The sequence below is a fragment of the Blastochloris tepida genome, from assembly GCF_003966715.1.
In the GTDB taxonomy this organism is placed as follows: Bacteria; Pseudomonadota; Alphaproteobacteria; order Rhizobiales; family Xanthobacteraceae; genus Blastochloris; species Blastochloris tepida.
The window spans coordinates 3,143,144-3,169,133 of record NZ_AP018907.1 but is presented as its reverse complement, the minus strand read 5'-3'; the positions used below and the strand labels follow the sequence as shown (position 1 = coordinate 3,169,133).

The window sequence follows — 25,990 nt, the reverse complement described above, 5'->3', positions numbered from 1 at the left end:
CGCGCGAAAGATAAATTAAGCTGTTGGCATCAAATTTGAGCTGTTGCACTTGACGCGTCGCGCGCATTGACGAAAGGCTGAGTCGCTGCGTCGAGTCGCGCGGCGAGCCTAGCAGGAGGATTTGTCGTGGCGGGCTACAGCTTCGAGATCACCAAAGACCGCAAGGGCGAGTTTCGCGTGCGCTTCAAGGCGCGCAATGGCGAGACGCTGTTCCAGAGCGAAGGCTACACCGCAAAGGCGTCGGCCCTGAACGCCGTCAAATCGATCCTCAAGAATGGCGCCACCGCCGCGATCGTGGATTCGACCAAGGCGCCGAAGGAAACGGCCGCCAAGGCCGCGAAGACCACGAAGGCGAAGGCCGGCAAGACAACGAAGGCGCCGAAGGCCGCCAAGGCTGCAAAGCCTGCGAAGGCCAAGGCGCCCAAGGCCGCCAAGGCTGCGAAGGCTGCCGCGCCGAAGGCCACCGCCGCCAAGGCGGCGGGCCGCAAGACCACCGGCCGGACCGCCAAGGCGACTGCGACCAAGGCAGCGGCCACCAAGGCGGCGGCGCCCAAGGCCGCCACCGCGAAGGCCACCGCTGCAAAGGCTGCTGCGCCGAAGGCCGCGAAGCCGAAGCTCGGAAAGCCGAAGACGACGAAGCCGAAGGTCACGCGCGCCCGCAAGCCCAAGGCCGTGCCGGCGCCGGAAGCCGCGCCTGCGCCCGAAGCCGCGCCGATGACCGCGCCGACGGCGTGAACGTCGCCGCGTCGTCCCGGCATCGCGCCGCGCGCGGCCGGGATCGGACGTGGATGAACGCCTGCGCATGAGCCGCGTTCCGTTCGCGAACGGAACGTGCAGCGCGCCCTCTCTTCGCCGCGCGATCGATACCGGGTTGCGCGGCCGCGACAGATAAGCGCCGGCTGGTCAGGGCGGCGCGAAGAGAGTCGATCGCCGATCGGTCCCCGAGGCGCGCATCGTCTGCGGTTTCGGGCGACGCGTTCGAAATGTCCGCGGGGCCGAAAACTTCGCCGGTTCGCGCCCGGATGGGGCTCTGCGCCCGGGCGCGGGCTGGCGCGGCGATTACGAAATCCAGCCGGGTCGGCCGGACATCACCGGGATCGCGGACCTCCGGCAGGCTGGTGTCCGCGATCGTGTCGCGGTGGGACCATTTCGAGGCGGCGGTGGCACGCAGCGATCCCGCCGTGCCGGCAGGCAGCGGTGTTGCCAAGCCTGAAACTGGCCAAGTCGGAAGCTTGCCAAGTTTGAGGCTTGCCAAGTTTGAAGCTTGCGAAGCGTGAGACTTGCAGGCGTGAGGCTTATAGGCGTGAGGCTTGCCGAACCTGGAACCGGTCAGGCCTGAAGGACGACAGTCAGCGAGGCCCGCATGGTGCTGACGCGTGTTGCTCTCCTCCCGGCGCTCGTCGCCGCGTCGGTGCTTGTGGCGGCATTCGGCCCGGCCGCCGCGCAGACGCCGGGCACGCTCGACCCGGTGCCGCTGCCGCCTCTGTCCAATCCCTATGATCCGTCGCTCGCCGCGAAGGAGCTGTTCGGCCGCGCCACCAGTCCGGCGCCGGGGCCGGCGCGCGTGATCGGCGGCTTTGCGCGGGGCTGTATTGCCGGTGCGGTGGCGCTGCCGATCGATGGCGAGGCGTGGCAGGTGATGCGCCTGTCGCGCAACCGCAATTGGGGCCATCCGTCGCTGATCGGCTTTCTGGAACGCGTTGCGCGCAAGGTGCCTGCAGCGGTCGGCTGGCCCGGCATTCTGGTGGGCGACCTGTCGCAGCCGCGTGGCGGCCCCATGCTCACCGGCCACGCCAGCCATCAGATCGGGCTCGACGCCGACATCTGGCTGACGCCGATGCCGAAGACCACGCTGTCGCGTGCCGACCGAGAGACGATGAGCGCGACCAATGTCGTCGCTGCCGACTGGAACGACGTCGATCCCGCCATCTGGACGCCGCAGCATCGCGCGCTGATCCGCCTGTTCGCCACCCAGCCCGAGGTGACGCGTGTGCTGGTCAATCCGGCGATCAAGAAGGCACTTTGCCGCGAGGCCGGTAAGGACAGCAGCCCGAAGGATCGCGGCTGGCTCGCCAAGGTGCGCCCGTGGTGGGGGCACAATTATCACACCCACATCCGGCTGCGCTGCCCGGCCGGCGCCAGGAACTGCCGTGAGCAGGCCGCGGTTCCCGGCGGCGATGGCTGCGGCAAGGAGCTCGATTGGTGGTTCAGCGCCGATGCGCGAAAGCCCAAACCGCCGTCGTCGCCGCCGCCGCCGATCCGGCTCGGCGATCTGCCGCCCGAGTGCCGGAGCGTGGTGTTTGCCAAATAGCGCCATGGGGGAGCGCGGCTGACGCGGCTGCCGGCCGATCTGACCGGGTGCGGTTCGAGGAGGCGGGTTCGGTCCCGAAACGGCAGGGCGGCCGGGCGAGAATCCAGGCGAGAATCCGGGCAGGAAATCCAGGCGGGAGAGAAGCCAGGATAAAGGCGAAGACAGAGGCCGGGAAAACGCCCAATAGTGCGTGAGGCTCTCCACCTGCTATTGGCAGCAGCCGGGACCTTGGCTAAGAGCCGCCTGAACCCGCCAACGCGATCGCTGCGATGACCGACCACCGATCCGCCGCCCGACGCCCGTCCCGCCGCATCGTTCTGACCGGCGCGGCGGCCACGTTGCTGCTGGCGTTTCCCGGGTGGCCGCAGGCGGAGGAGGGGGCCCAGACCCCGCCCCGGACCCCGTCCACCCCGCCGGGGCAGGCCCCGGCGAACGGCGGCGGCCAAGCCCCCAGCCAGACCCCCAGCCAGCCTCCCAGCCAAGCCCCCGACCAGGAGCCGGCCCGCGACGGCGGTCAGGAGCGCCCGGCGGCCCGGCCGCTCAGCGTGCTGGCGGCGGACCCCCTGCGGCCTACGCTCGACGACATCGTCGGTCTCTATACGGCGGCGAGCGGCCTGCGGGTGACGGTGACCTATGGCCCATCCGATTCGCTGGTCGAGACGCTCGACCAGGGCGGGGCCGCCGACCTGTTCATTTCCGACGTGCGCGGGGCGATGGAACTCGCCGTCGAGCGGCGGCTGGTGAAGGCGGAGAGCCGGCGCAGCCTCGCCTCCAACCGGCTGGTGCTGGTGGCCCCGAAGGACTCCAGCCTCATCGAGGTGCTGCTCGGCCCCGGCACGCGTCTGTCGACTTTGGCCGGGCAGGGACGCATTGCCGTCGGCGCCGCCCAGGCGATGCCGGGCGCGGTGGTGCGCGCGGCGCTGGAGAGCCTCGGCCTGTGGGCCGATGCGGAGCCCTGCCTGACGGCGGTGGAGACCTCGCGCGCGGCGGTGGCCATGGTCGGCCGCGGCGAGGCACCGCTCGGCATCGTCTTCGTCTCCGATGCGCGCTCCGATCCGGCGGTGAAGGTGGTCGGAATCTTTCCGGAGACCAGCCACCGGCCGATCGTCTATGAGGGCGCGCTCACCGCGACCGCCGGCATCAGCGCCCCTGCGCTGCTGGATTTCATCCAGAGCGCGGCGGCCCGGGCGGCCTTCGAGAAGGCCGGCTACCTGACGCTGAAGTGATACCAACGGCCCCAGACGCTGACGCGTGGGGCCGTTGACTCTCGCGGATTTTCTTTTGGGAAATCAGAGATTTCGCGAAAATCCGCGACCGGAACCAACGGTCCGCGTTCGCGGCCGTTGGTATGAGACGGTTTCAGGTCTGATACGGTTTCCGGTTGATCCCTTCGGGATACCGGAAACGGTCTCGCCGAAAAATCCTTGAGTTGGGATGGACTTTTCGGCGATCGGAATACGGTTCTCCGCCTTGATCAGCCGGAAACCGTTTGATGCCGTTTCCGGTCGACCCCTTCGGGATCGCGGAAACGGCCCACCGGAAGCCGCGTCACAGCCGCAGCCTGCGCTCGTAGAGGTCGGGCAGGTCGTTCTCGAACAGCACGACGTCGCCGGCCTGCACATTGGTCTTCAGCCATGCGAGCGCCTCGGCGAAATTGGCGCACGGGATCACCGGCCGGTCCGTCGCGGCGCGGCGGAAGGCGTCGACGAACGCCTCGATGCGATCCGGGATCACCGGCAGCAGCACATCGACATGGTTGGCGGCAATCGCCCCGAGTCTGGCGTGCTCGTCATGGTGGATGTCGCCGAGCTCGACCATGCCGGGCGTCACCAGGATGCGCCGCCCGCCCGCGCCGACGATCAGGTCGAGCGAGGCCAACGCCGCGGCGAACCCCACGGGGTTGGAATTGTAGGCGTCGTCGATGACGATCGAGCCGTCGGGCTGCGGGTTGACCTCCAGCCGGTGAGCGATCTGCGGCGTCGATTTGAGCGCGGTGACGAGGTCGTCCGGGTTGGCGCCGAGCGCGCAGGCGGCGGCGAACGCCAGCGCCATGTTGCCGGCGTGGTGCAGGCCGTGCAGCGGCGCCTTGAGGGCGTAGGTCTTGCCATCCCACACCACGTCGGCCTCCACCCCTTCGCGGCTCTCGCGGGTGGCGAGCACCTTGAGCCGCGCGTCGGTCTCCGGCCCGACGACGATCACCTTGTCGGTCCCCTCGCCGAGGAACGCCTTCGCCGCCGCGAATGGCAGCACCTGCCCGGCGAGGACGGTGGTGCCGCCGCGCGTGCGCGCCGCCGCCGCCAGTTCGAACTTGGTTTTCGCCACGGTGTCGAGCGACTTGAAGCGCTCATAGTGCGCCGGGCCGATGGCGGTGACGAGGGCGAGGTCGGGCGGGGCGAGGCGGCACAGCCGGGCGATCGAGCCCGGGCCGTAGGCTCCCATCTCGCACACGAAGAAGCGGTGATAGGGCGCAAGCTGCTCGCGCACGATGCGGGCGACGCCCATCGGCGTGTTGACGCTGCCCGGCGTCACCAGGGTCGGCGCCTGGATCGACAGCAGGTGGCCGAGGATGTGCTTGACCGAGGTCTTGCCGAACGAGCCGGTGATGCCGACGACGGTCGGCTTCAGCTTCTCCAGCTTGTCGTGCGCCTCGGTCCAGAACCGCTTCTGCTCGCGCGCCTCGAACGGCATCAGCACGAGATTGCCGAGAATGAGGACGAACGGGATCAGCTGCACCGGCGCGATCCAGACGAGGAGCGGCACCTGCCAGATGACGAGCGTGGCGACGATCGGCGCCATCAGCACGCCGCTGGCGATCAGGATTCGCTGGGCGCGCGCGGTGACGACCAGCTTCTTCTTGGCCACCTGCCGCGGGTCCGGCTCCTGCCAGCCGAAATAGACGAAGGTCACGGCGCCGAGCAGAAGGCTGATGCCGATGAGCACCGGCTCCTCGGCCGACACGAACCCGATGCCCAGCACCGCCAGCGCGGAGCTGGCGCGCATGTCGAAGGTGATGGTGTGGAACAGCCAGCCGAGGAAGCGTCCGCCGTCATATTCCTCCTGCTGGAACACGTGCAGATAGGTCAACGCCCGCTTCCAGGCGAAGAATGCGAACGCGCCGGCAACAACCAGCGAAGCGATCAGGGTCAGGCTAGCCATCCGAGCCCCTTCAGGAAGGTTTGGATCTGGAACAGGGTTTGCGGCCGGGCCTGGCCCAGCACGGTGTGGTGGTCCTGGCGCTCCAGCAGAACGAGCCGGGAGCCGGGAATCAGGGTGTTCAGCCGTTGGCCGATCTCGGGGGGCGTATCGGCATCGAGGGTGCCGTAGACCAGCAGGGTCGGCACGCGCACCGCGCGCGCCGCCTCGGTCAGGTCCTCGCGGATCGTTTCGAGGAAGATCGCGCGCATCGCGCCGGCAGTGGCGTAGTCGGCGCTGCCGAAGCGGGCGCGCAGGCGCTCGCGCGCCGGCCCCTCCGGCACGAACAGCTTGAGCGTCTTGAAGGCGCGCACCTTGAGCCACATCCGCGCCCGCTGCCACGGCGAGCGCTGGCGCTTCAGACCGGCGGCGGCGACGAGGCACAGCGCATCGACGGCCTGCGGATGGCGGGCGGCGAGCTGTAGGCCGACGCGGCAGCCGAACGAATGACCGATCCACACCCGCCGGCCGGGCGGCAGGGTGGCGAGCCAGCTGGCGACGGCATCGGCATAATCGGCGGTCGACCACACCGCGGGCGGCGGCGGGCTTAAGCCGAAGCCGGGAAAGTCGATCAATGTGGAGCGGCCCCAGCGCGCGGCACTTTCGGCGAGCGGCGCCATTGTCGCCCCGGAATGACCCCAGCCGTGCGCCCAGATCAGATGCAGGCCGCCGTCGCCGGCCTCGCCCGAATGGACGAGATGGACCGGCGCGCCGGCCATCGCCACGGTCTCGCTGGTCATCGCGCCTCGCGTCGTCATGGCTGAAGCACCGGCCGGTAGAAGGCGGCGGCACCGCCGCCGCGCACCGCGGCCCACAGCCGGGTGCCGAGGTCGAAGTGCCAGTATTCCTCGGGATAGTTGGTGAGGCCCTCGGCCGCCATGGCGTGGGTCAGGATGCGGCGGGCGAGGAGGCGCGGATCGTCCGGCCCGATGCGCCCGGCGGCAAGCTCGCGCTCGAAGAAGTCGGTCTCGCTGCGCTGGCCGGCCTCGTCGAACCCGGCGCCGAAATCGACCAGCATGCCGCTGTCGCGCTCGCGCAGCGCCACGTCGACCGCGCCGCCGGTGAGGTGCGGCGGCCAAGTGCCGGGGTCGTTCTCGTCGAAGCCGCGCGGATCGGCGATGAAGGTCGAGACCTCGTGGGTCACCTGCATGTCCGACCAGGAGGGATGGCCACGGCGCACCTTGCGCTCGTAGAAGTCCCACAGGCCGCGCTGGGTGGCGAGCGGCCGCCAGCCGTCGTGGAGCCACAGCGCGAGCCCGTAGGGCGCCAGCGCCCGCTCCACCCGCGCCAGCGCCTCCGCCACGCCGCGCCGGACGAGCAGGTCCGGGATGGCGCCGGCGATCGGGGTGCCGTAGGGCGGGTTGCGGCCGTCGCGAATCGCATAATAGCTCTCGCCCTGCAGGCCGTGGGCGCGGGCATCGACCAGCGGCTCGCGGCCGCGGGCGTCGCCGGCATCGAACGGCACCTGCCGGGCCCGCACCATCGCGCCGCGCCCGGCCTGGGGCACGGGACGGCCGGCGAGGGGGTGGCTTTTCAGCCGGTCGGGACTCACTATTGCCATGACGCTGGCGTTTTAGGACGTCGGCCGGGCTTGAGCAAAGGAACGTTGGGCCAAAGGACGTTTTGGACCAAGGGATTCTCAACGCCCAACCGCCGATTCCGGCGGAATCGGGGATCGGCAGCGCATCCGGGCTGCGGTTTAGGGGGCTTTGGACATGAGGACGCGGGTCGCGGTTCTGTTCGGCGGGCGCTCGCCCGAGCATGACGTGTCGATCGTCACCGGGCTGCAGGCGCTGGATGCGCTGGACCAGGGCCGCTTCGATGCGTTCCCGGTCTATGTGTCGACCACCGGGCGCTGGTTCGTCGGCGACTCCTTGCGCGAGCGCAGCTTCTATCTGCCCGGCCCCGAGGCCGAGAAGCGGCTGACCCAGGTGACGCTCGACCTGACGCCGAACGATCTCGGCCAGGGCGTGCTGCTGCCCAAGGACAAGGGCGGGCTGTTCTCGCGCGCCAAGGAGATCGTCTTCGACGTGGCGCTGCCCGCCTTTCACGGCCTGATCGGCGAGGACGGCCAGATCCAGGGCGCGTTCGAGACCGCCAACGTGCCCTATGCCGGCATGCGCACGCTGGCCTCGGCGGTGCTGATGGACAAGGTGGCGACCAAGCGCATCCTGGCCGAGACCCGCATTCCCCAGCTTCCCTGCGAGGTGATCGAGCGGCCGGCGAGCGGGCTTCTGCCCTCCATCGAGGCGCTGACCGAGCTGACCCGGGCGCTGGCCTTCCCGCTGATCGTCAAGCCGGCGCACCTCGGCTCGTCGATCGGCGTCGCCAAGGTCGCCGATGTCGAGGAGCTGCGGGCGGTGCTGCCGCCGATCTTCAAGCTCGACAATCAGGCGATCGTCGAGCCCTTCGTCGAGAATTTGGTCGAGTACAATATCGCGGTCGCCGGCTTCGACGGCCGAGTGCAGACCTCGGCCATCGAGCGGCCGAAGCGCGCCGCCGAGCTGCTCGACTTCAAGCAGAAATATCTCTCCGGCAGCCCCAAGGGCGCCAAGGTGCCGGGCGTGCGCAGCGAGGGCATGCTGTCGCTCACCCGCGACATCAATCCGGTGCTGCCGGACGGCCTCGAGGCCAAGCTGCGCAAATGGGCCGAGCAGACCTTCGACACCGTCGGCGGCTCCGGCACGCCGCGCATCGACTTCCTCGGCAATGCCGAGACCGGGGCGATCTTCCTCAACGAGGTCAATCCCTGCCCCGGCTCGTTCGCCTTCTTTCTGTGGGAGGCGGCGGCCGAGCCGATGCTGTTCACCGAGCTTCTGTCGAAGCTGATCGACGAGGCCCAGGCGCTGCACCGCGCCCGCCAGATTCCGGCCGACCCGACGCTGCCCGAGGCCCGGCTGTTCCCGCGCGGCTAGAGCATTCTCCGCAAAAGTGGGAACCGGTTTTGCGGAAGAGAATGCGACAACTCAAGAACTTGGAGCGTCCGCTTGATCCAATCGGATCGGCGGATGCTCTTATGCGGTTTCCGGTCGAGGCGGACGGATCGGCGGCCGTCAGCCGACCTTCGCGCCGGCAGAAACCGGCGTGCCGCGCAGGAAGGCGTCGGCCGCCATCGGCGCCTTGCCGGCCCGCTGCAGGTCGATCAGGCGCACCGCGCCGGTGCCGCAGGCGATGGTGAGGCGGTCGTCGAGCGCGGTGCCGGGCTCGCCGGTTCCCTCGGCCAAGGTCGAGCGCAGCACCTTGACCCGCACCCCATCGAGCTCGAACCACGCGCCGGGGAAGGGGGCGAGGCCGCGGATGTGATTGTGGACCTCTGGGGCCGGCCGCGACCAGTCGATGCGGGTCTCGGCCTTCTCGATCTTCCTGGCGTAGGTGACGCCCTGCTCGGCCTGCGGCGTGAAGGCGAGCCCGCCGCGCTCGAGGGCCGCCAGCGCCCGCACCATCAGGTCGGCGCCGAGCGCCATCATGCGGTCATGGACGTCGCCGGCGGTGTCGTCCGGCCCGATCGGGAAGCGCTCGGCCATCGCCACCGGGCCGGTGTCCAGCCCCTCGTCCATCTTCATCACCATCACGCCGGTTTCGGCGTCGCCCGCCATCACCGCGCGCTGGATCGGCGCAGCACCGCGCCAGCGCGGCAGGATCGAGCCGTGGAGGTTGAGGCAGCCATGGACCGGCGCCTCCAGCACGGGCTTGGGGAGGATCAGCCCATAGGCCACCACCACCGCGACATCGGCATTGTGGGCGCGGAAGACCGCCTGTGCCTCCTCGGTGCGCAGCGTCTTGGGGTGCAGCACGGGGATGCCGAACCGGTCGGCAAGCTGGTGGACCGGGCTTTTGGTGAGCGCCATGCCGCGGCCGGCCGGCGCCGGGGCGCGGGTATAGACCGCCTTGACGGTGTGGCCATGGCCGATGATCTCGGCCAGCGTCGGCACGGAAAAGTCGGGCGTGCCCATGAAGACGATGTTCAGCATGGCCTTTCCTAGCCTCTGGCTCCGGCCGGGAAAAGCGCCCGGATGCGCCCCGGCGGCCGCGAGGGCAAATCCCGCATGGCAGGACTGCGCGGCGCTTTGAATCGGCCAAATCGGATGCTATCCCCCGTGCCATGACCGCGACCCCGATCGACAACATCCGCAATTTCACCATCGTCGCCCACATCGACCATGGCAAATCCACGCTGTCGGACCGGCTGATCCAGCTCACCGGCACGCTCGCCGAGCGCGACATGGTCGAGCAGGTGCTCGACTCGATGGACATCGAGCGCGAGCGCGGCATCACCATCAAGGCCAACACCGTCCGCCTGCTCTACAAGGCCAAGGACGGCAAGGACTACATCCTCAACCTCATCGACACCCCAGGCCACGTCGACTTCGCCTATGAGGTCAGCCGCTCGCTCGCCGCCTGCGAGGGTTCGCTGCTGGTGGTCGATGCCTCGCAGGGGGTGGAGGCCCAGACGCTGGCCAACGTCTACCACGCCCTCGACGCCGGCCACGAGATCGTGCCGGTGCTGAACAAGGTCGACCTGCCGGCGGCCGAGCCGGACAAGGTCAAGGCCCAGATCGAGGACGTGATCGGGCTCGATGCCTCGAACGCCGTGATGATCTCGGCCAAGACCGGGCTCGGCGTGCCGGACGTGCTGGAGGCAATCGTCCACCGTCTGCCGCCGCCGAAGGGCGATCGCACGGCCCCGCTCAAGGCGCTGCTCGTCGACTCCTGGTACGACGCCTATCTCGGCGTGGTGGTGCTGGTGCGCATCATCGACGGCGAGCTGAAGCGCGGCCAGAAGATCCGCATGATGGGCACCGGCGCGTCTTACGAGGTCGACAAGGTCGGCGTGTTCGCGCCCAAGATGAAGGACACCGACGGCCTCGGCCCCGGCGAGATCGGCTTCCTCACCGGCTCGATCAAGGAGGTGGCCGACACCCGCGTCGGCGACACCATCACCGACGAGAAGCGCCAGACCGCGCTGCCGCTGCCGGGCTTCAAGCCGGCCCAGCCGGTGGTGTTCTGCGGCCTGTTCCCGGTCGATGCCGCCGACTTCGAGGCGCTGCGCGCGGCGATGGGCAAGCTCCGGCTCAACGACGCCAGCTTCACCTACGAGATGGAGACCTCGGCCGCGCTCGGCTTCGGCTTCCGCTGCGGCTTCCTCGGCCTCCTGCACCTCGAGATCATCCAGGAGCGGCTGGAGCGCGAGTTCAACCTCGACCTGATCGCCACCGCGCCCTCGGTGGTCTACCGCATCAAGCTGACCAATGGCGAGGAGATCGAGCTCCACAACCCGGCCGACATGCCCGACCCGGTGAAGGTGTCGGACATCGCCGAGCCGTGGATCGAGGCCACCATCATGACGCCGGACGACTATCTCGGCGCCGTGCTGAAGCTCTGCCAGGACCGCCGCGGCGAGCAGATCGACCTGTCCTATGTCGGCGCGCGCGCCATGGTGCGCTATGCGCTGCCGCTCAACGAGGTGGTGTTCGACTTCTACGACCGGCTGAAATCGGTGTCGCGCGGCTATGCCTCGTTCGACTACCACATCACCGGCTACCGCCCCGGCGATCTCGTCAAGATGCAGATCCTGGTCAATGCCGAGCCGGTGGACGCGCTGGCCATGCTGGTCCACCGCACCCGCGCCGAAAGCCGCGGCCGGGCGATGTGCGAGAAGCTGAAGGAGCTGATCCCGCCGCACATGTTCCAGGTGCCGATCCAGGCGGCGATCGGCGGCAAGATCATCGCCCGAGAGACTGTGCGCGCCTTCCGCAAGGACGTCACCGCCAAGTGCTATGGCGGCGACATCTCCCGCAAGCGCAAGCTGCTGGACAAGCAGAAGGAAGGCAAGAAGCGCATGCGCCAGTTCGGCAAGGTCGAGATCCCGCAGGAGGCGTTCATCGCCGCCCTGAAGGTGGATGGGTGAGAGATGACGGACGAGCCCTTGGACCGCACGAAAGTATCGTTTGCGGAAGCCGAGGGACAGCCTCGGTATCCAGCGATTTTGAAATGGGGTGAATTGGATCAGAGAATTCGATCTGGATTGTGGAATGCGTTTTACAGAACAACAGCCAAATTGATTTCAGAAGCGGGCTATGGGGGATATGAGCTTGATGAGCCAGCATTAAGCTGGTTTCTTTCTGAGCATATTGATTACAGATATCGCTTCGCCGACGAGTTCCAGTATCAGTTTGATAACGACGGGGAATTTTATGAAAGATGGAAATCATTATTTTCAAAAGGAAGCTACATAGACATATTTGGAACGCTAACGTTTCTTTTGAGGAGCGATTATTGCCCAGAGGGGTTTCCCGAAAATGTTGCATACGCTATCGATAGGCCTTTCTCACCATATCGGTTAATTATTCAGTCTAGCACGTTTGTGCCAGTTGCCGATGAACAGCAGGCTCAGTCATTGAAGGCCAATGTTGCAGAGATTTTTAATTCTAGATTTTTCGGAGCAAAGACGCACTTGCAGGCCGCCTTCGACGCTCTCAATCGCGGTGATTATCGAGGCGTCGTTCGCGAATCGATTCATGCTGTCGAAAGCGCGGCACGGGATGTGACCGGGGACCCAAACGCGGTGCTCTCGCGCGCGTTGAATAAGCTCGACAGGGACCACTTCCATCCCGCGTTGCGCGGAGCATTTGAAAAACTCTATGCCTATTCAAGCGACGAGAAAGGTATCCGCCACGCCCTCGTATTTGAAGAAAACGATAACGTAGGTCTCCCGGAAGCGTTGTTCTTCGTCTCTGCCTGCGCTTCGTTCATTGCTTACATCAAGCTGAAGCTTCCCGTTTGACGCCCCCCGTCGTCCCCGGCGAGCATCGCGACAGCGATGCGAGGGAAGGGGACCCATCTTCCTTCAGCCCATTCAAGCATCATCCGGCCAATTCATCGAACAGATCCCGCCACTCCGGGTTCTCCCGCTCGATCAGCCTGATCTTCCACGCCCGGTTCCAGCCCTTGAGCTGCTTCTCGCGGGTGATGGCGGTTTCGGGATCATTGAACGTCTCGACATGGACGAGGCGGGTGACGTCGTACTTGGCGGTGAAGCCGGGCACGGCCTTTATCCGGTGCTCATGGACGCGGCGGATGAGGTTCCGCGTCACGCCGATATAAAGCGTGCCATTGGGTTTGCTGGCGAGCATGTAGACGAAGAACATCGCCGTCCCGCTTGCATTCAAGATGGGTTCCCTTCCCCTCGCCGCTAAAGCGGCTCGGCCGGGAACGACCGGGGAGAGCCGGCCTTTGCCGCGAGCCTTTGGAGCGTGGGATTATAAGCGCGATGTTCGACAGGAACGCGAGGCGACGGCCATGACAGACGTCACCTGCGATCCGGAGGCCGATGCGGTCCATGTGCGTATCGGCCAAGGTCAGATTGCCAAGACCCAGGAAGCCGGGCCGTTCATCTATGATTTCGATGCCGAGGGCCGCATCCTCGGCAGCGAAATCCTGTCGGCCAAGCACGTGCTGGCACCGGGAGACTGGCTGGCCGCACCGGTTCCGAAGGCCCCCCGCTCCGACGCGGCGGAATAACCGATCTTCGCGGCTGCCGACACCGCCCCCGTCGCCCCCGTCGCCCCCGGCTCGCGTCGCGATCGCGATGTGAGGGAGGGGAACCAATTCCCCATTCGCGTCCCGGCCGGGAATGACCGGCAGCGCAGGTTCGCGCGACAAAAAAGTCTCCGGCCCGCCGGGCCGGAGACTTTTCGACTGTCGGGGCCGTCGCCTCAGCCGGCCGCTGTGCCCTCGGCCTCCGCCCGGCGGCGTGCCCGCCGCTCGCCGAAGCCGGCGATCCAGCGGCAGATCACGTAGAACACCGGCGTGAAGACGAGGCCGAACACGGTGACGCCGATCATGCCGGAGAACACCGCCGTGCCGAGCGCGCGGCGCAGTTCCGCACCGGCACCGGTGGCCCAGGCCAGCGGGACCACGCCGAGGATGAAGGCGAGCGACGTCATGATGATCGGCCGCAGGCGCAGGCGTGCCGCCTCCACCGCCGCGGCGAAGCGATCGCGGCCCTGGTCCTCTAGTTGCTTGGCGAACTCGACGATCAGGATGGCGTTCTTGGACGCCAATGCGATCAGCACCACGAAGCCGACCTGGCTCAGGATGTTGTTGTCCATCCCCCTGAGCAGGATGCCGGTGATCGCGGCGACGAGACACATCGGCACGATCAGGATCACCGCCAAGGGCAGCGTCAGGCTCTCGTACTGCGCCGCCAACACCAGGAACACGAACACCACACCCAGCACGAAGGCGAAGGTGGCGGTGTCTCCGGCGCGCTGCTGCTGGAAGGCGATGCCGGTCCACTCATAGCTGATGCCGGGCGGCAGCGTTTCGGCGGCGAGCTTCTCCATGATCGCCATGGCCTGCCCCTGCGACGTGCCGGGCTGGGTGTCGCCGTCGAGCTCGGCCGCCGGATAGATGTTGTAGCGCGGCGTGCGGTAGGGCCCGGAGATGTCGCGCACCGTGGTGAACGAGCCGAACGGCACCATCTCGCCGGCCTTGTTGCGCACCCGGAGCTTGAGCACGTCGTCCGGTTCGAGCCGGTAGGGCGCATCGGCCTGCGCCTGCACCCGGAAGGTGCGGCCGAACAGATTGAGGTCGTTGACGTAGGACGAGCCGATATAGATCTGCAGCGCGTTGAAGGCGTCGCCGAGATTGACGCCGAGCAGCTGCGCCTTGGTGCGGTCGATGTCGAGATAGAGCTGCGGCGTCGAGGTTTCGAACAGCGAATAGACCTGCTTCAGCCCCGGCGTCTGCGCCGCCTTGCCCATCATCGCATAAACCGCGCCCTGCAGCGCCTGCGGCCCGAGGCCGTCGCGGTCCTCGATCATCATGCGGTAGCCGCCGGCGTTGCCGATGCCGTCGACCGGCGGCGGCAATGCCACGATCATGAACGCATCCTGGATCGCCGCGAACTTGCCGAACAGCGCGCCCTGGATGGCGGCGGGCGTCTTGCGCGGATCGCCCTTGCGCTGGTCGAACGGCTCCAGGATCACGAACATCGCGCCCGCGTTGGGGGCGTTGGTGAACGTCGCCCCCGAGAAGCCGACGATGTTGACGACGTGGCCGACGCCCGGCGTCTCCAGCACCATGTCGGCGGCACGGCGCATCACCTCGTCGGTACGGCTGATGGCGGCGCCCGGCGGCAGCTGGGAGGCGACGATCAGATAGCCGCGGTCCTGCTGCGGAATGAAGCCCTTGGGCGTGTCCGCAAAGAAGTTGAGGCCGGCGGCGATGATGCCGGCATAGGCGATCAGCATCACCACCGCAATGCGCACCACCTTGCCCACCACCCAGGAATAGCCGCGGGCCAAGCCGTTGAAGCCGAAGTTGAAGCCGCGGAAGAAGGCATGGATGGGCTTCTCCCACCATTTGTCGCGGTGGCGCGGATCGTGGGGCTTCAGCAGCAGCGCGCACATCGCCGGCGACAGCGTCAGCGAGATGATCAGCGAGATCACCGTGGCGCTGGCGATGGTGAGGGCGAACTGCTTGTAGAACTGGCCCGAGATGCCGGTGATGAACATCGAGGGGATGAACACCGCGCACAGCACCAGCGCGATGGCGACCAGGGCCGCGCCGACCTCGTCCATGGTTTTGCGGGCCGCCGCGTGCGGCTCCATCCCGTCGGCGATGTTGCGCTCGACGTTCTCCACCACCACGATGGCGTCGTCGACCACGATGCCGATGGCCAGCACCAGCCCGAACAGCGACAGATTGTTGAGGGAGAACCCGGCGGCACTCATCACGAAGAAGGTGCCGATCAGCGAGATCGGAATCGCCAGGATCGGGATGACCGCCGCCCGCCAGGTCTGCAGGAACAGGACGACCACCAACACCACCAGGACCACCGCCTCCAGCATGGTCTCGATCACCGCATTGACGGATTCGGAGATGAACTGGGTGGGGTTGTAGATGATGGCGTGCTTGATGCCCGGCGGGAAAGACTTGGCGAGCTCATCCATCGTCTTGATGATCGCCGTGCCGGTGGTGAGCGCGTTGGAGCCCGGCCGCTGGAACACGCCCAGCGCCACGGACGGGTTGCGGTCGAGATAGGAGGTCGAGGTGTAGTCCTGCGCCGTCAGCTCCACCCGCGCCACGTCCTTGACGCGGACGATGGCGTTCTCGGTCTGCTTGACCACGATGTTGGCGAACTGCTCGGGCTCGGTGAGGCGGCCCAGCGTCTGCACCGCCACCTGGAAGGCGAGCTGGTTCGGCACCGGCGGCTGGTTGAGCACGCCCGACGCCACCTGGATGTTCTGCGCCTGAAGCGCGGCGGTGACGTCGCCCGCCGTCAGGTTCAGCGACTGCAGCCGGTAGGGATCGAGCCACACCTGCATGGCGTAGTCGCGGCTGCCGAACACGGTGATCGAGCCGACGCCGTCGACGCGCGAGAGCACGTCCTTGATCTGGATGTTGGCGTAGTTGGAGATGAACAGCGTGTCGCGCGACTTGTCGGGCGAATAGAGGTTCACCACCATCAGGATGTTGGGCGAGCTTTTCGCGACCGTGACGCCGATCTGCTGCACTTGGCTCGGCAGACGCGGCGTCGCGATGGCGACACGATTCTGCACCTGCACCTGGGCGATGTCGAGATTGACGCCAAGCTCGAACGTCACCGAGATGGTGAAGCGGCCGTCCGCGGTGGAGTTGGAGGAGATATAGAGCATCCCCTCCACGCCGTTGATCTGCTGCTCGATCGGCGCCACCACGGTGGCGGCCACCGTTTCAGAGCTTGCGCCCGGAAACTGGCCGGTGACGTTGATCACCGGCGGTGCGATCTCCGGATACTGCGCGACCGGCAGGCGCAGGAACGCCACGCCGCCGAGGATGATGAAGACGATCGACACCACCGAGGCAAAGATCGGCCGGTCGATGAAGAAATGGGACAATCGCATGGGGGCGGAACCTTATACGGTTTCCGGATGATCCCTTCGGGATCCCTGAAACAATCTCGCCGAAAGCCCTTGTTCGGGAACGGGATTTTCGACGATCGGAATGCAGCTTTCCGGCGGGTCCGCCGGAAACTGCATTACTTGGCCGGGGCTGCGGCGCTCGGGCCGGGCGCGGGTGCGCCCTGCGGCTGCGGCGTCACCTTCATCATCGGCCGGATGCGGGCGACGCCGTTGACCACCACGCGGTCATCGGGCGACAGCCCCTCGCGGATCACCCGCAGCCCGTCGACGAGCTGGCCGAGCACGACGTATTTCGGCTTCGCCACGTTGTCGTCGCCGACGACATAGACGAACTTGCGGACCTGCTCGCTGCCGATGGCGACATCCGGCACCAGCAGCGCCTCACCGGGCTTGGCCGCCGGCACCTGGATGCGGGCGAACACGCCGGGCGTGAACAGGCCGCCGGCATTGTCGAACTCGGCGCGGCCGCGAATGGTGCCCGAACTCTTGTCGACCACATTGTCGATGAAATCCATCCGGCCCTTGTGGCTGAACGCCTTCTCGTCGATCAGCCGCAGCAGCACCGGAGCCTGATGATCGCGGCTGGAGATGCTGTCGACCCCTTCCTTGGCCAGCCGCTGGTAGCGGATGAAGGAGGCTTCATCGATGGTGAACTCGAAGCGGATCGGATCGGTGGAGACGATGGTGGCGAGCAGCGTGGTGTTCCCGGTGACGCCGCCGGTGACGAGGTTGCCGGGCGACACCCGGCGGTCGCCGATGCGGCCGGAGACCGGGGCGCGCAGCTCGGTGAAGGTCAGGTCGAGCTCGGCCTGCTGCACCGCCGCTTCCTGTGCCGCCACATTGGCCTCGGCGACCCGCTTGGCCTGGATCCGCTGGTCGAAGGTCTGCTCGGTGATGGTCTTGTCGCGCACCAGCTGCTGGGCGCGGTTGAGGTCGGTCTCCGTGAAGGCGAGGTTGGCCTTGGCCTGGGCCAGATTGGCCTTGGCCTGGGCCAGCGTCGTCTCGAACGGCCGCCGGTCTATGGTGAACAGCAGGTCGCCCTGCTTGACGAGCTGACCGTCGGTGAAATGCACCGCGTCGAGATAACCCGACACCCGCGCCCGCACCTCGACCGCGTCGACCGCAATGAAGCGGCCGACGAATTCGTCGGTCTCGGAGACCACCTTGCGCACCGGATTGGCCACGGTGACGGCGGGTGCCGGCGGCGCTGCCGGCGGCGGGCTCTGGCCGCAGCCGGCGAGTAGACCGACCGCGACGACAGTCAAGACGGCGATGCCGAGGCCGCGCGGGCCGGCGCTCCTGAATTGCATGTGGCTTCCCCTGCCGCCGCCCGAAAGAATGCCTGATCGCGCAGGACGGACGGCGCCTATTCAAGACAGTATGCCTGACGGCGTCCTGACCTTCCTATGGCACCGGGACGCGACGACAATCAAACGCGATCTATTGCTGCCAATCCATCAACGCCAGCGATGGCCGATGCGCCGGACACCCCGGCGAGGCGAAACGTGCCCGCCCAGCAGGCACGCCGCAACGGGCGGCGGCGGGACGATCAGGCCGGCCGCGGTGTGCCAGGCTGCGAAAACCCCCTGCCCGGACAGAGGATTTCCGGCGAGCCCGCGAAAGGGGTCACGGCCCGTCCGGTCGGTTTCTACCGCAACTGGCCATGCGGTTCGATCGGGGCTGACCTTCGGTCACCTTTCCGTGATCGAGGGGCTGGACGGCGCCGCCCGCCGCCCCAGCAGCGCCCGCAGCCGACGCCGACCGAACAGCGCCAGCACCACGCCGATATAGACCAGCGCACCGACGATCCCGAGCACGACCAGCGTCAGCTCGTCATGCAGCGGCAGGCCGGCGAGCGCGGTGCGCAGCGGCGCCTCGGCGAACACCAGCACCAGCGCCAGCGCGCCGCCGGCGGCGAAGATCCGAGCCGCGGTCGCCACCGTGCCGCGGTCGAGGCCGGGAAAGCCGCGGCGCACCGCCAGCACGGCGAGGAGGCCGACATTGATCCAGGCGCCGGCCGCGGTGCCGAGCGCGAGGCCGATCTGCGCCAGCGGCGCCATCAGCGCCACCTTCAGCGCCACATTGACGAACACCCCGGCGAACGCCGCCACCATCGGCGTGAAGGTGTCGCGCCGGGCATGGAACGGCGCCACGAACGCCCGCAGCACCACGAAGGGCAGAAGGCCGGTCGCGTAGGCCGCGAGCGTCTGGCCGGCCACCACCGCATCGGCATTGGTGAAGGCACCGCGCGCGAACAGCGCCTTCATCACCAGATGCGGGATGATCAGAAACACCGCGAGGCACGGCACCGCCAGGAGCAGCGTGATGGCGATCACCCGGCGCTGGGCCGCGGCGGCGCCCGCCTCGTCGCCGACCGCGAGCCGCCGCGACATCTCCGGCAGCAGCACGGTGCCGGCGGCGATGCCGATGACGCCGATCGGCAATTGCTGCAGGCGGTCGGCGAAATAGAGCGCCGACAGCGCCCCGACCGGCAGCAGCGAGGCGATGATGGTGTCGGCGAACAGCGCGATCTGCGTGCCCATCGAGCCGATGGTCGCCGGCCCCAGCGCCTTGAAGAAGCGGGCGACCGCGCCGTTCCAGCGCGGCCGGCGGAAGGGCGGCAGGATGCCGGCGCGGCGCGCATCGGCCATCAGGAGGGCGAGTTCGGCGATGCCGGCAACGAACACGCCCCAGGCCGCGGCGTGGGCGGCGGTCGGAAACAGCGCGGCCGCGGCCAGCGCCGCGACGATCGCGGCATTGAGCAGGATCGGTGCGCCGGCCGCCGCGGCAAAGCGCTTGTGCGCGTTCAGCATGCCGCCAAGCAGGGTGACGACGGAGATGAACACGAGATAGGGGAAGGTGATGCGGGTCAGCGCCACCGCGAGATCGAAACGGCCGGCATCGCCGGCAAAGCCCGGCGCCAGCAGGTCGATCACCTGCGGGGTGAACACCATGGCCAGCGCGGTGATGAGCCCGGTCGCCAGCACCAGCAACGTGAGGATGCGGCCGGCGAAGGTGCGCGCCGCCTCCTCGCCCTCCTCCTCGCGGGCTCTCGCATAGGCCGGCACGAAGGCGGCGTTGAACGCGCCCTCGGCGAAGATGGCGCGGAAATGGTTGGGCAGGCGCAGCGCCACCAGGAAGGCGTCGTTGAGCGGCCCGGCGCCAAGCACGGCCGCCAGCACCACGTCGCGCACGAAGCCGGTGACGCGGGAGAGGAGCGTGAAGCCGCCGACGGAGAGGATGCCCTTGAGCATGCGGCGAGCCTAGCGTTGCAGGATGCCGTTACGCCAGCGCCCGGCGCACCGCCTCGATGATGCGCGCCTGCGTCGCGTCGTCTAGATAGCCGTGCATCGGCAGCGAGATCACCTCGTCGACCAGCCTCTCGGTCACCGCCAGACCGCCGTCGGCGACCGGGAAGTGGCGGTAGGCCACCTGCTGGTGCAGCGCCTTGGGATAATAGATCGCGGTCGGGATTCCCTGCGGGCGCAGGTCGGCGGCGAGCCTGTCGCGCCGGCCGGGCCGCAGGCGCAGGGTGTACTGCGCCCACACCGAGGTGAGCCCCTCGGGCACGCGCGGCACGATGGCGAGGTCCTTGAGCGCGGCATTGTAGGCGGCGGCGGCGCGGTCGCGGGCGGCGATCTCGTCGTCGAAGATCTTCAGCTTCTCGAGCAGCACCGCCGCCTGGATGGTGTCGAGCCGCCCGGTCATGCCGAGGCGGACATTGTCGTATTTGTCCGACCCCATGCCGTGGACGCGCAGCGAGCGCAGCACCTCGATCAGCTGGTCGTCGTCGGTGAACACGGCACCGCCGTCGCCATAGCAGCCGAGCGGCTTGGCCGGGAAGAAGCTGGTGGCGGTGGCAAGCCCGAACGTGCCGACCTTGCGGCCGCGATGGCTGGCGCCGAAGCTCTGGGCGGCGTCGGACAGCACCTTGAGGCCGTGGCGCTCGGCGATCGGCAGGATCGCGTCATAGTCCGCCGGCAGGCCGAACAGGTCGACCGGGATGACCAGCGCCGGCTTGAGGCCCAGCCGCTTGGCGGTGGCGATGCCGCGCTCAAGCCCCTGGGGGCTCATGTTGAAGGTCGCCGCCTCGACATCGACGAACAGCGGCGTCGCCCCCACCAGCGCCACCACCTCGGCGGTGGCGCAGAAGGTGAAGGAGGGGCAGAACACCGCATCGCCCGGCCGGATGCCCTGCGCCAGCAGCACCAGCATCAGCGCGTCGGTGCCCGAGGCGCAGCTCAAGGCGTGCTTGGCGCCGCAGAAGGCGGCGAGCCGGCTCTCCAGCTCGCGCACCTCCGGCCCGAGAATGTACTGGCCGTGATCGATGACCCGCGCCACCGCCTGATCGACGGCCGCGCCGAGGCGGCGGCGCTGGGCGCCGAGATCGATGAAGGGAATCGCGGCAGGCTCGGTCATGTCGTGCATCCATGTTCTGGACAGAGGAACCCGACGCCCGAATCGACCTGCCCAGCCTGTTGGTTTGTCGTCTTTTTCCGGCGCGCTTGTCTTGCGAAAAAAGCGCACCGGCGCGGAATTGCCGCTGATGCCGGCCGCCCGGTGCCCGATCTGCGCACCGGCCCCGCTCAGCGCGCCTGCCGCACCTTGGCAGAGGCGAAGTCGGACACCGCGGGTGCGGTCGACGAGCCGGCGAGGCAGCGCATGGCGATGTCGAGGCTGATCACGCCCTCCTCGCCGGTGACGCCGGGCGAGGTGCCGCTGCTCAGCGCCGTCAGGAAGCTGTTGAGCTCGAGACGCAGCGGCTCGGTGTGGCCGACCGGCAGATGGCGCATCGAATAGCTGCCGTCGGGGCGGTAGCCGGAACATTCGGTCACCTGACGGGTGATCAGGTCGCCGATGACGTACTTGTCGCGGGTGGCGACGTGGATGTGACGCGCCTTGAACGGGGTGAGCCAGTTGGTGTTGATGTGCGCCAGCACGCCCGAGGCGGTGCGGAACTGCAGCAGCGCGATGTCCTCGCGCTCGGCCACCGCGTTGGAAAGCTGCGGCTGGACCTCGACGATGTCGGATTCGGTCAGCCAGCGGATCAGGTCGATGTCGTGCACGGCGAGATCGATCACCACGCCGACATTCGACATGCGCGGCGGGAACGGCCCGACGCGGGTGATGGCGATCGACAGGATGTCCTCGTCGCGGATCGCCTCCTTGACCGTCTGGACCGCCTGATTGAAGCGCTCGACATGGCCGACCATCAGGGTGACGCCGGCGCGGGCCGCCTTCTGCACCAGGTCGCGCCCCTCCTCGGGGTTGGAGGCGATCGGCTTCTCGATCAGGACGTGTATGCCGCGCTCGATCGCCTGCGTCGCCAGCGTGTGGTGCAGGTGGGTGGGGGCGGCGATCACCAGCGCCTCGCAGCCCAGCGCGATCAGCGCCTCGATGTCGGCGACCGCCTGGGTGCCGAGCTGGGCGGCGATCGGCGCGGCGGCCGCGAGGTCCGGATCGGCGATCGCCACCAGATCGGCGGCGGCAATCTCCGAGAGCACCCGCGCATGGTTGCGCCCCATGACGCCGCAGCCGACCACGCCGATTCGCACCCGGTCTCCGTCCGGACGCACCGTCTGTGACGCCATCACCTTCTCGACCTCGAACATGACTTCCGACTTCTGGCGCATCTAACACGCTGGAAACGGCGGCGCGACACAGGAAGCCGGCCGGTTCGCCACGTTTGCGATCACGACTCGTTGCGCCACATTACCGGTTTCGTATGCATCCGACGAGTTGTGCCGGTTGCAATCGCGCTGCCCTAACGTCCGCTGGCGACAGGCGAATCACCCCTTCCTTGGCATTACGGTAACTCTTTATTCGGCGACCGCGATTAGGGTGGCTGGCTGACCCAGGTCCGATCCAACCGGCCCCGATTTAGCCGGTCCCGATCCAGCCAGTTCCGATCCAGCGTGGAGTGCCATGTCCCTGTCATTGTCCGCTGCCAAGGCTCCACTGCTCGCCGACCTCGACTCGGTGCTGACCCGCAGTTCCCACACCCAGCGCGTCGATGCCCTGCGCAGCGTGACCGACCTGTTCATCTCTTCCGAGCCCAGCCTGACCGACGAACAGGCCGCGCTGTTCAATTCGGTGTTCCAGCGTCTCGTCAGCAACATCGAGGCGGCGGCGCGGGCGGAATTGTCGGAGCGGATCGCCCGCCTGCCGCAGGCGCCGCACGGCATCGTGCGCGGGCTCGCCCTCGATCCGGACATCCAGGTCGCCCAGCCGGTGCTGCTGCATTCGCAGGTGCTGCGCGACGAGGATCTGGTGTGCGTGGTCGAGAACCATGGCCGCGAGCACATGCTGGCGATCGCCCGGCGCGAGACGCTCGGCGCCGCCGTCACCGACGCGCTGGTGGAGCATGGCGATAACGAGGTTATCCGCGTCGTCGCGGCCAATGACGGCGCCCGATTCTCCCGCGCCGGCTTCCACCGGCTGATCGACCGTTCCAAGGGCGATTCCGACCTGCAGGAGGTGATCGGCACCCGGCCGGATTTGCCCGACGACTGCTATCCGGCGCTGCTGGCCCAGGCCACCGAGACGGTGGTGCGCAAGCTCAACGCGGCGCATTGCTTCCATGATGCCAGCCGCATCCGCCGCGCCGCCCACGACGCCGCCGACCGTTTCGCCGCGCTGCTGCTCGACGAGGACTCGGATCTGGCGCAGGCGATGCTGGAGGTGCAGGCGCTGCGCGACCACGGCCGGCTCGACGAGCGCCAGCTTCGCGATTTCGCTCGCCGCCGCCAGGCCGCCCACGTGCTCGCCACCATCAGTCTGATGTGCGACCTTGGCCTCGCCGTGGCCAAGCGCCTGTTCGACCTCGACACGATCGATCCGTTGGTGGTGGTGGCCAAGGCCAACGGCATCAGCTGGCTCGCTTTGCGCGACGTGCTGCGGGCGCGCGACGACCGCGGCAGCACCGAGGCGGCGCTGGCCCAGGCGTTCGACGCCTACACCAAGATGTCGCGCGAGACCGCCGGCCGCATCATCCGCTTCTGGCAGGTGCGCGACCCCTCGGTGCGCCCGCCGTCCGCGGCGTGAGACGGCTTTGTGGTTGATCCCTTCGGGATACCGGAAACGGTCTTGCCGACCCCCCCAGGTCCTCAAGAGATTCTCGATAACGGGATTCTCGGCGATCGGAATACGGCTCGAAGGCTTGATCAGCCGGAAACCGTATGACGCGGTCAGATCGGATAGCGCTCTAGAATCCCAGCAGCGCCGCGATCTCCTCGGCGGCGAGCGACACCGGCATGGTGCCTTCGGCGACCGCCTTCTCCAGCGCCGGCACCCGGGCGCGCACCGCGGGGTCTGACTGGATCTTCGCCTTCAGCCGGTCGTCGACCATCGCCCACATCCATTTGACCTGCTGGGCCCGGCGTTTCGCCTGCAGGTCGCCGGCGGCCTCGGCCTTCGCCCGATGGTCGAGGATGTGCGACCACAGAAGCGCGATCCCATCGCCGGTCGCCGCCGAATAGGTGATCACCGGCGGCTGCCACACCGTCGACGCCGGGGTGAGGATGTGCAGCGCCGCCTTGTACTCGGCCGCCGCGGCGCGGGCGCGCACGACATTGTCGCCGTCGGCCTTGTTGACGGCGATCAGGTCGGCAAGCTCCAAGAGGCCCTTCTTGATGCCCTGCAGCTCGTCGCCGGCACCGGGCAGCATCAACGCGACGAAGGTGTCGGTGAGGTCGGCCACCGCGGTTTCCGACTGGCCGATGCCCACCGTCTCGATCAGGATGACGTCGTAGTCCGCCGCCTCGCACACCAGCATGGTCTCGCGGGTCTTGGCGGCGACGCCGCCCAGCGTGCCGGCCGAGGGCGAGGGCCGGATGAAGGCGTTGTCGTCGGCGGACAGATTCACCATGCGCGTCTTGTCGCCGAGGATCGAGCCGCCGGTGCGGGTCGAGGACGGATCGACCGCCAGCACCGCGACACGGTGGCCCTTGGCGGTGAGGTGGCTGCCCAGTACGTCGATGGTGGTCGATTTGCCGACGCCCGGCACGCCGGTGATGCCGACCCGGATCGCCCGGCCGGTGAAGGGCAGAAGCTCCTTCAGCAGCGCGCGCGCCTCGGCCTGATGGGCCGGCTTCTTGGACTCGACCAGCGTGATGGCGCGGGCCACCGCGGCGCGGTTGCGGGCGCGCACGCCGGAAACCAGCGCGCCGATGCCGGCGGATTCGGATGAGCGGGCGAGGTTCGTCATGCCCTTCGCTTAGAGCATTCGCCGAAAAAGTGGAAACGGCGCGTGCTTGGGCGGCGGCGCGGCAGCGGCCGAGTCTCGTCCTTATCGGCCGCTTGACTTCGGCGCGAGGGAGCCGCAAAGCGGCGCCATGTCGCTTGCTTGCCCTCCCGGTTCCGCAGCGCCGCCGGTTCGGGCGGCCGACTCGTCCTGGTTCGACCGCGCGCTCGCCGCGCGCCGGCCGCTGGTGATGGGCATCCTCAACGTCACGCCCGATTCATTCTCGGATGGCGGCCGGTTCGATACGCCCGACGCCGCCAGCACCCGCGCCCGCGCGATCCAGGCGGAGGGCGCCGACATTCTCGACATCGGCGCTGAATCCACCCGCCCCTATGGCGATGCCCAGCCGGTCTCGGCCGAGGCGGAATGGGCGCGGCTCGCCCCGGTGCTGCCGGCGGCGGTCGGCCTCGGCATTCCGGTGTCGGTCGACACCATGAAGGCTGCGGTGGCCGCCCGCGCGCTGGAGGCCGGCGCGGCCATGCTCAACGACGTGTGGGGCCTGCAGCGCGACCCCGACATGGCCCGCGTCGCCGCCGAGCACGGCGTGCCGGTGGTGGTGATGCACAACCGCGAGACGGTCGAGCCCGACATCGACATCGTCACCGACATTGAGCGCTTCTTCGACCGCTCGCTGGAGATCGCCGCGCGCGCCGGCATCCGGCCGGAGTGCATCGTGCTCGATCCCGGCATCGGCTTCGGCAAGACGCCGGCCCAGAGCCTCACCGCCATCGCCCGGCTCGCCGAATTCACGGTGTTCGGCCGGCCGCTGCTGATCGGCCTGTCGCGCAAGCGCTTCATCGACGCGGTGTCGCCGGCTGCGGTCGAGCGGCGGCTTGGCGGCTCGCTCGCCGCCAATCTGGCGGCGGTGGCAGCGGGCGCGCGCATCGTGCGGGTGCACGACGTGTTCGAGACGGTGCAGGCGCTGCGGGTGGCCGCTGCCCTCGAGGCCGCGCGATGAGCGGGCATGCCGGGGACCGGCTGTTCATCACCGGCCTGACGCTGCACGCCTTCCACGGCTGCCATGCCTTCGAGGCCAAGCTCGGCCAGCGCTTCGTGCTCGATCTGGTGCTGGAGCTCGACCTTTCCACCGCCGCAGCCGGCGACCGGCTGGAGGACACCGCCTCCTACGACACGATCGTCGAGGTGGCGCGCGACGCCTTCTGCAGCCGGCGCTTCAAGCTGGTGGAGGCCGCCGCCGCTGCGGTGGCCGATGCTTTGCTCGCCGCCTTCGCCAAGCTCGAGGGCGTGCGCGTCACCGTGCACAAGCCCAACGCGCCGCTGGAAGCGGTGTTCGCCGATGTCGGCGTGACGCTGGTGCGCCGCCGCTCGCGGTCCTGA

The 25,990-nt window shown here is 68.2% G+C and carries 21 protein-coding genes; 10 read left to right on the top strand and 11 right to left on the bottom strand.

All coding sequences use genetic code 11. The annotated features are described in order from the left end of the window. Window positions 1-126 precede the first annotated feature (126 nt). The 3 genes from BLTE_RS18800 to modA all read left to right on the top strand — a co-directional run bounded on the left by BLTE_RS18800 (window position 127) and on the right by modA (window position 3,537). On the top strand, window positions 127-735 hold the full coding sequence (locus BLTE_RS18800) for a YegP family protein (protein WP_197723239.1): 609 nt from the start codon (window positions 127-129) through the stop codon (window positions 733-735). A gap of 628 nt (window positions 736-1,363) precedes the next feature. Next, window positions 1,364-2,311, top strand: coding sequence for a penicillin-insensitive murein endopeptidase (gene mepA, locus BLTE_RS14345; RefSeq protein ID WP_126401338.1), 948 nt, complete (start codon window positions 1,364-1,366; stop codon window positions 2,309-2,311). A 269-nt stretch (window positions 2,312-2,580) separates the two neighbouring features. After that, window positions 2,581-3,537: a molybdate ABC transporter substrate-binding protein gene (gene modA / locus BLTE_RS14340; RefSeq protein WP_126401337.1), complete on the top strand. Its 957-nt coding sequence runs from the start codon at window positions 2,581-2,583 to the stop codon at window positions 3,535-3,537. A 322-nt stretch (window positions 3,538-3,859) separates the two neighbouring features. Here the strand turns inward: modA and BLTE_RS14335 are convergent, their stop codons facing one another. From BLTE_RS14335 to BLTE_RS14325, 3 genes are read right to left on the bottom strand one after another with little or no spacing between them, the layout of a single operon-like run. Next, complete coding sequence (locus BLTE_RS14335) at window positions 3,860-5,467, bottom strand: Mur ligase family protein (RefSeq protein WP_197723238.1); 1,608 nt, start codon at window positions 5,465-5,467, stop codon at window positions 3,860-3,862. Beyond that, window positions 5,455-6,243: an alpha/beta fold hydrolase gene (locus tag BLTE_RS14330; RefSeq protein WP_160140629.1), complete on the bottom strand. Its 789-nt coding sequence runs from the start codon at window positions 6,241-6,243 to the stop codon at window positions 5,455-5,457. Before BLTE_RS14330 ends, BLTE_RS14335 begins: the two co-directional genes overlap by 13 nt. A gap of 14 nt (window positions 6,244-6,257) precedes the next feature. Further along, window positions 6,258-7,064, bottom strand: coding sequence for a M15 family metallopeptidase (locus BLTE_RS14325; protein ID WP_126401335.1), 807 nt, complete (start codon window positions 7,062-7,064; stop codon window positions 6,258-6,260). Window positions 7,065-7,218: 154 nt separating this feature from the next. Between BLTE_RS14325 and BLTE_RS14320 the strand changes: the two genes are divergently transcribed. After that, window positions 7,219-8,418 carry a D-alanine--D-alanine ligase gene (locus tag BLTE_RS14320; RefSeq protein ID WP_126401334.1) on the top strand — a complete coding sequence of 400 codons (1,200 nt, stop codon included), beginning with the start codon at window positions 7,219-7,221 and terminating at the stop codon, window positions 8,416-8,418. A gap of 138 nt (window positions 8,419-8,556) precedes the next feature. Here BLTE_RS14320 and fmt read toward each other — a convergent pair whose 3' ends face one another. After that, window positions 8,557-9,471, bottom strand: coding sequence for a methionyl-tRNA formyltransferase (gene fmt / locus BLTE_RS14315; protein WP_126402221.1), 915 nt, complete (start codon window positions 9,469-9,471; stop codon window positions 8,557-8,559). A gap of 134 nt (window positions 9,472-9,605) precedes the next feature. On the opposite strand from fmt, the gene lepA reads away from it, so the two are divergent. Next, window positions 9,606-11,411, top strand: a complete 1,806-nt coding sequence (lepA, locus tag BLTE_RS14310; protein WP_126401333.1) for a translation elongation factor 4 — start codon at window positions 9,606-9,608, stop codon at window positions 11,409-11,411. A gap of 3 nt (window positions 11,412-11,414) precedes the next feature. Then, complete coding sequence (locus BLTE_RS14305; protein ID WP_126401332.1) at window positions 11,415-12,287, top strand: hypothetical protein; 873 nt, start codon at window positions 11,415-11,417, stop codon at window positions 12,285-12,287. A 79-nt stretch (window positions 12,288-12,366) separates the two neighbouring features. Here BLTE_RS14305 and BLTE_RS14300 read toward each other — a convergent pair whose 3' ends face one another. Then, complete coding sequence (locus BLTE_RS14300) at window positions 12,367-12,672, bottom strand: GIY-YIG nuclease family protein (protein WP_342211495.1); 306 nt, start codon at window positions 12,670-12,672, stop codon at window positions 12,367-12,369. 130 nt (window positions 12,673-12,802) lie between these two features. On the opposite strand from BLTE_RS14300, the gene BLTE_RS18155 reads away from it, so the two are divergent. Then, the gene (locus BLTE_RS18155) at window positions 12,803-13,024 is read left to right on the top strand and encodes a DUF2283 domain-containing protein (protein WP_160140628.1); all 222 of its coding nucleotides are present in this window, start codon (window positions 12,803-12,805) and stop codon (window positions 13,022-13,024) included. Window positions 13,025-13,218: 194 nt separating this feature from the next. Here the strand turns inward: BLTE_RS18155 and BLTE_RS14290 are convergent, their stop codons facing one another. The 5 genes from BLTE_RS14290 to BLTE_RS14270 form a co-directional block, all read right to left on the bottom strand. After that, window positions 13,219-16,392, bottom strand: coding sequence for an efflux RND transporter permease subunit (locus tag BLTE_RS14290; RefSeq protein ID WP_126401330.1), 3,174 nt, complete (start codon window positions 16,390-16,392; stop codon window positions 13,219-13,221). A 134-nt stretch (window positions 16,393-16,526) separates the two neighbouring features. Next, a complete protein-coding gene (locus tag BLTE_RS14285) occupies window positions 16,527-17,720 on the bottom strand; it encodes an efflux RND transporter periplasmic adaptor subunit (protein ID WP_126401329.1) in 1,194 nt (397 codons plus the stop codon). A gap of 381 nt (window positions 17,721-18,101) precedes the next feature. Beyond that, the gene (murJ, locus tag BLTE_RS14280; RefSeq protein WP_126401328.1) at window positions 18,102-19,664 is read right to left on the bottom strand and encodes a murein biosynthesis integral membrane protein MurJ; all 1,563 of its coding nucleotides are present in this window, start codon (window positions 19,662-19,664) and stop codon (window positions 18,102-18,104) included. A 28-nt stretch (window positions 19,665-19,692) separates the two neighbouring features. Continuing rightward, window positions 19,693-20,829, bottom strand: a complete 1,137-nt coding sequence (locus tag BLTE_RS14275) for a DegT/DnrJ/EryC1/StrS family aminotransferase (RefSeq protein WP_425290276.1) — start codon at window positions 20,827-20,829, stop codon at window positions 19,693-19,695. 167 nt (window positions 20,830-20,996) lie between these two features. After that, window positions 20,997-22,001, bottom strand: coding sequence for a Gfo/Idh/MocA family protein (locus tag BLTE_RS14270; protein ID WP_126402219.1), 1,005 nt, complete (start codon window positions 21,999-22,001; stop codon window positions 20,997-20,999). Between the two features lie 334 nt (window positions 22,002-22,335). On the opposite strand from BLTE_RS14270, the gene BLTE_RS14265 reads away from it, so the two are divergent. Next, on the top strand, window positions 22,336-23,454 hold the full coding sequence (locus tag BLTE_RS14265) for a DUF2336 domain-containing protein (RefSeq protein ID WP_126401326.1): 1,119 nt from the start codon (window positions 22,336-22,338) through the stop codon (window positions 23,452-23,454). A gap of 160 nt (window positions 23,455-23,614) precedes the next feature. On the opposite strand, the gene meaB is transcribed toward BLTE_RS14265, so the two are convergent. After that, on the bottom strand, window positions 23,615-24,616 hold the full coding sequence (gene meaB / locus BLTE_RS14260) for a methylmalonyl Co-A mutase-associated GTPase MeaB (RefSeq protein WP_126401325.1): 1,002 nt from the start codon (window positions 24,614-24,616) through the stop codon (window positions 23,615-23,617). Between the two features lie 127 nt (window positions 24,617-24,743). On the opposite strand from meaB, the gene folP reads away from it, so the two are divergent. Then, window positions 24,744-25,610 (top strand): dihydropteroate synthase, encoded by an 867-nt coding sequence (folP, locus tag BLTE_RS14255; protein WP_126401324.1) that lies wholly within the window; start codon window positions 24,744-24,746, stop codon window positions 25,608-25,610. Beyond that, window positions 25,607-25,990 (top strand): dihydroneopterin aldolase, encoded by a 384-nt coding sequence (gene folB / locus BLTE_RS14250; protein WP_126401323.1) that lies wholly within the window; start codon window positions 25,607-25,609, stop codon window positions 25,988-25,990. Before folP ends, folB begins: the two co-directional genes overlap by 4 nt.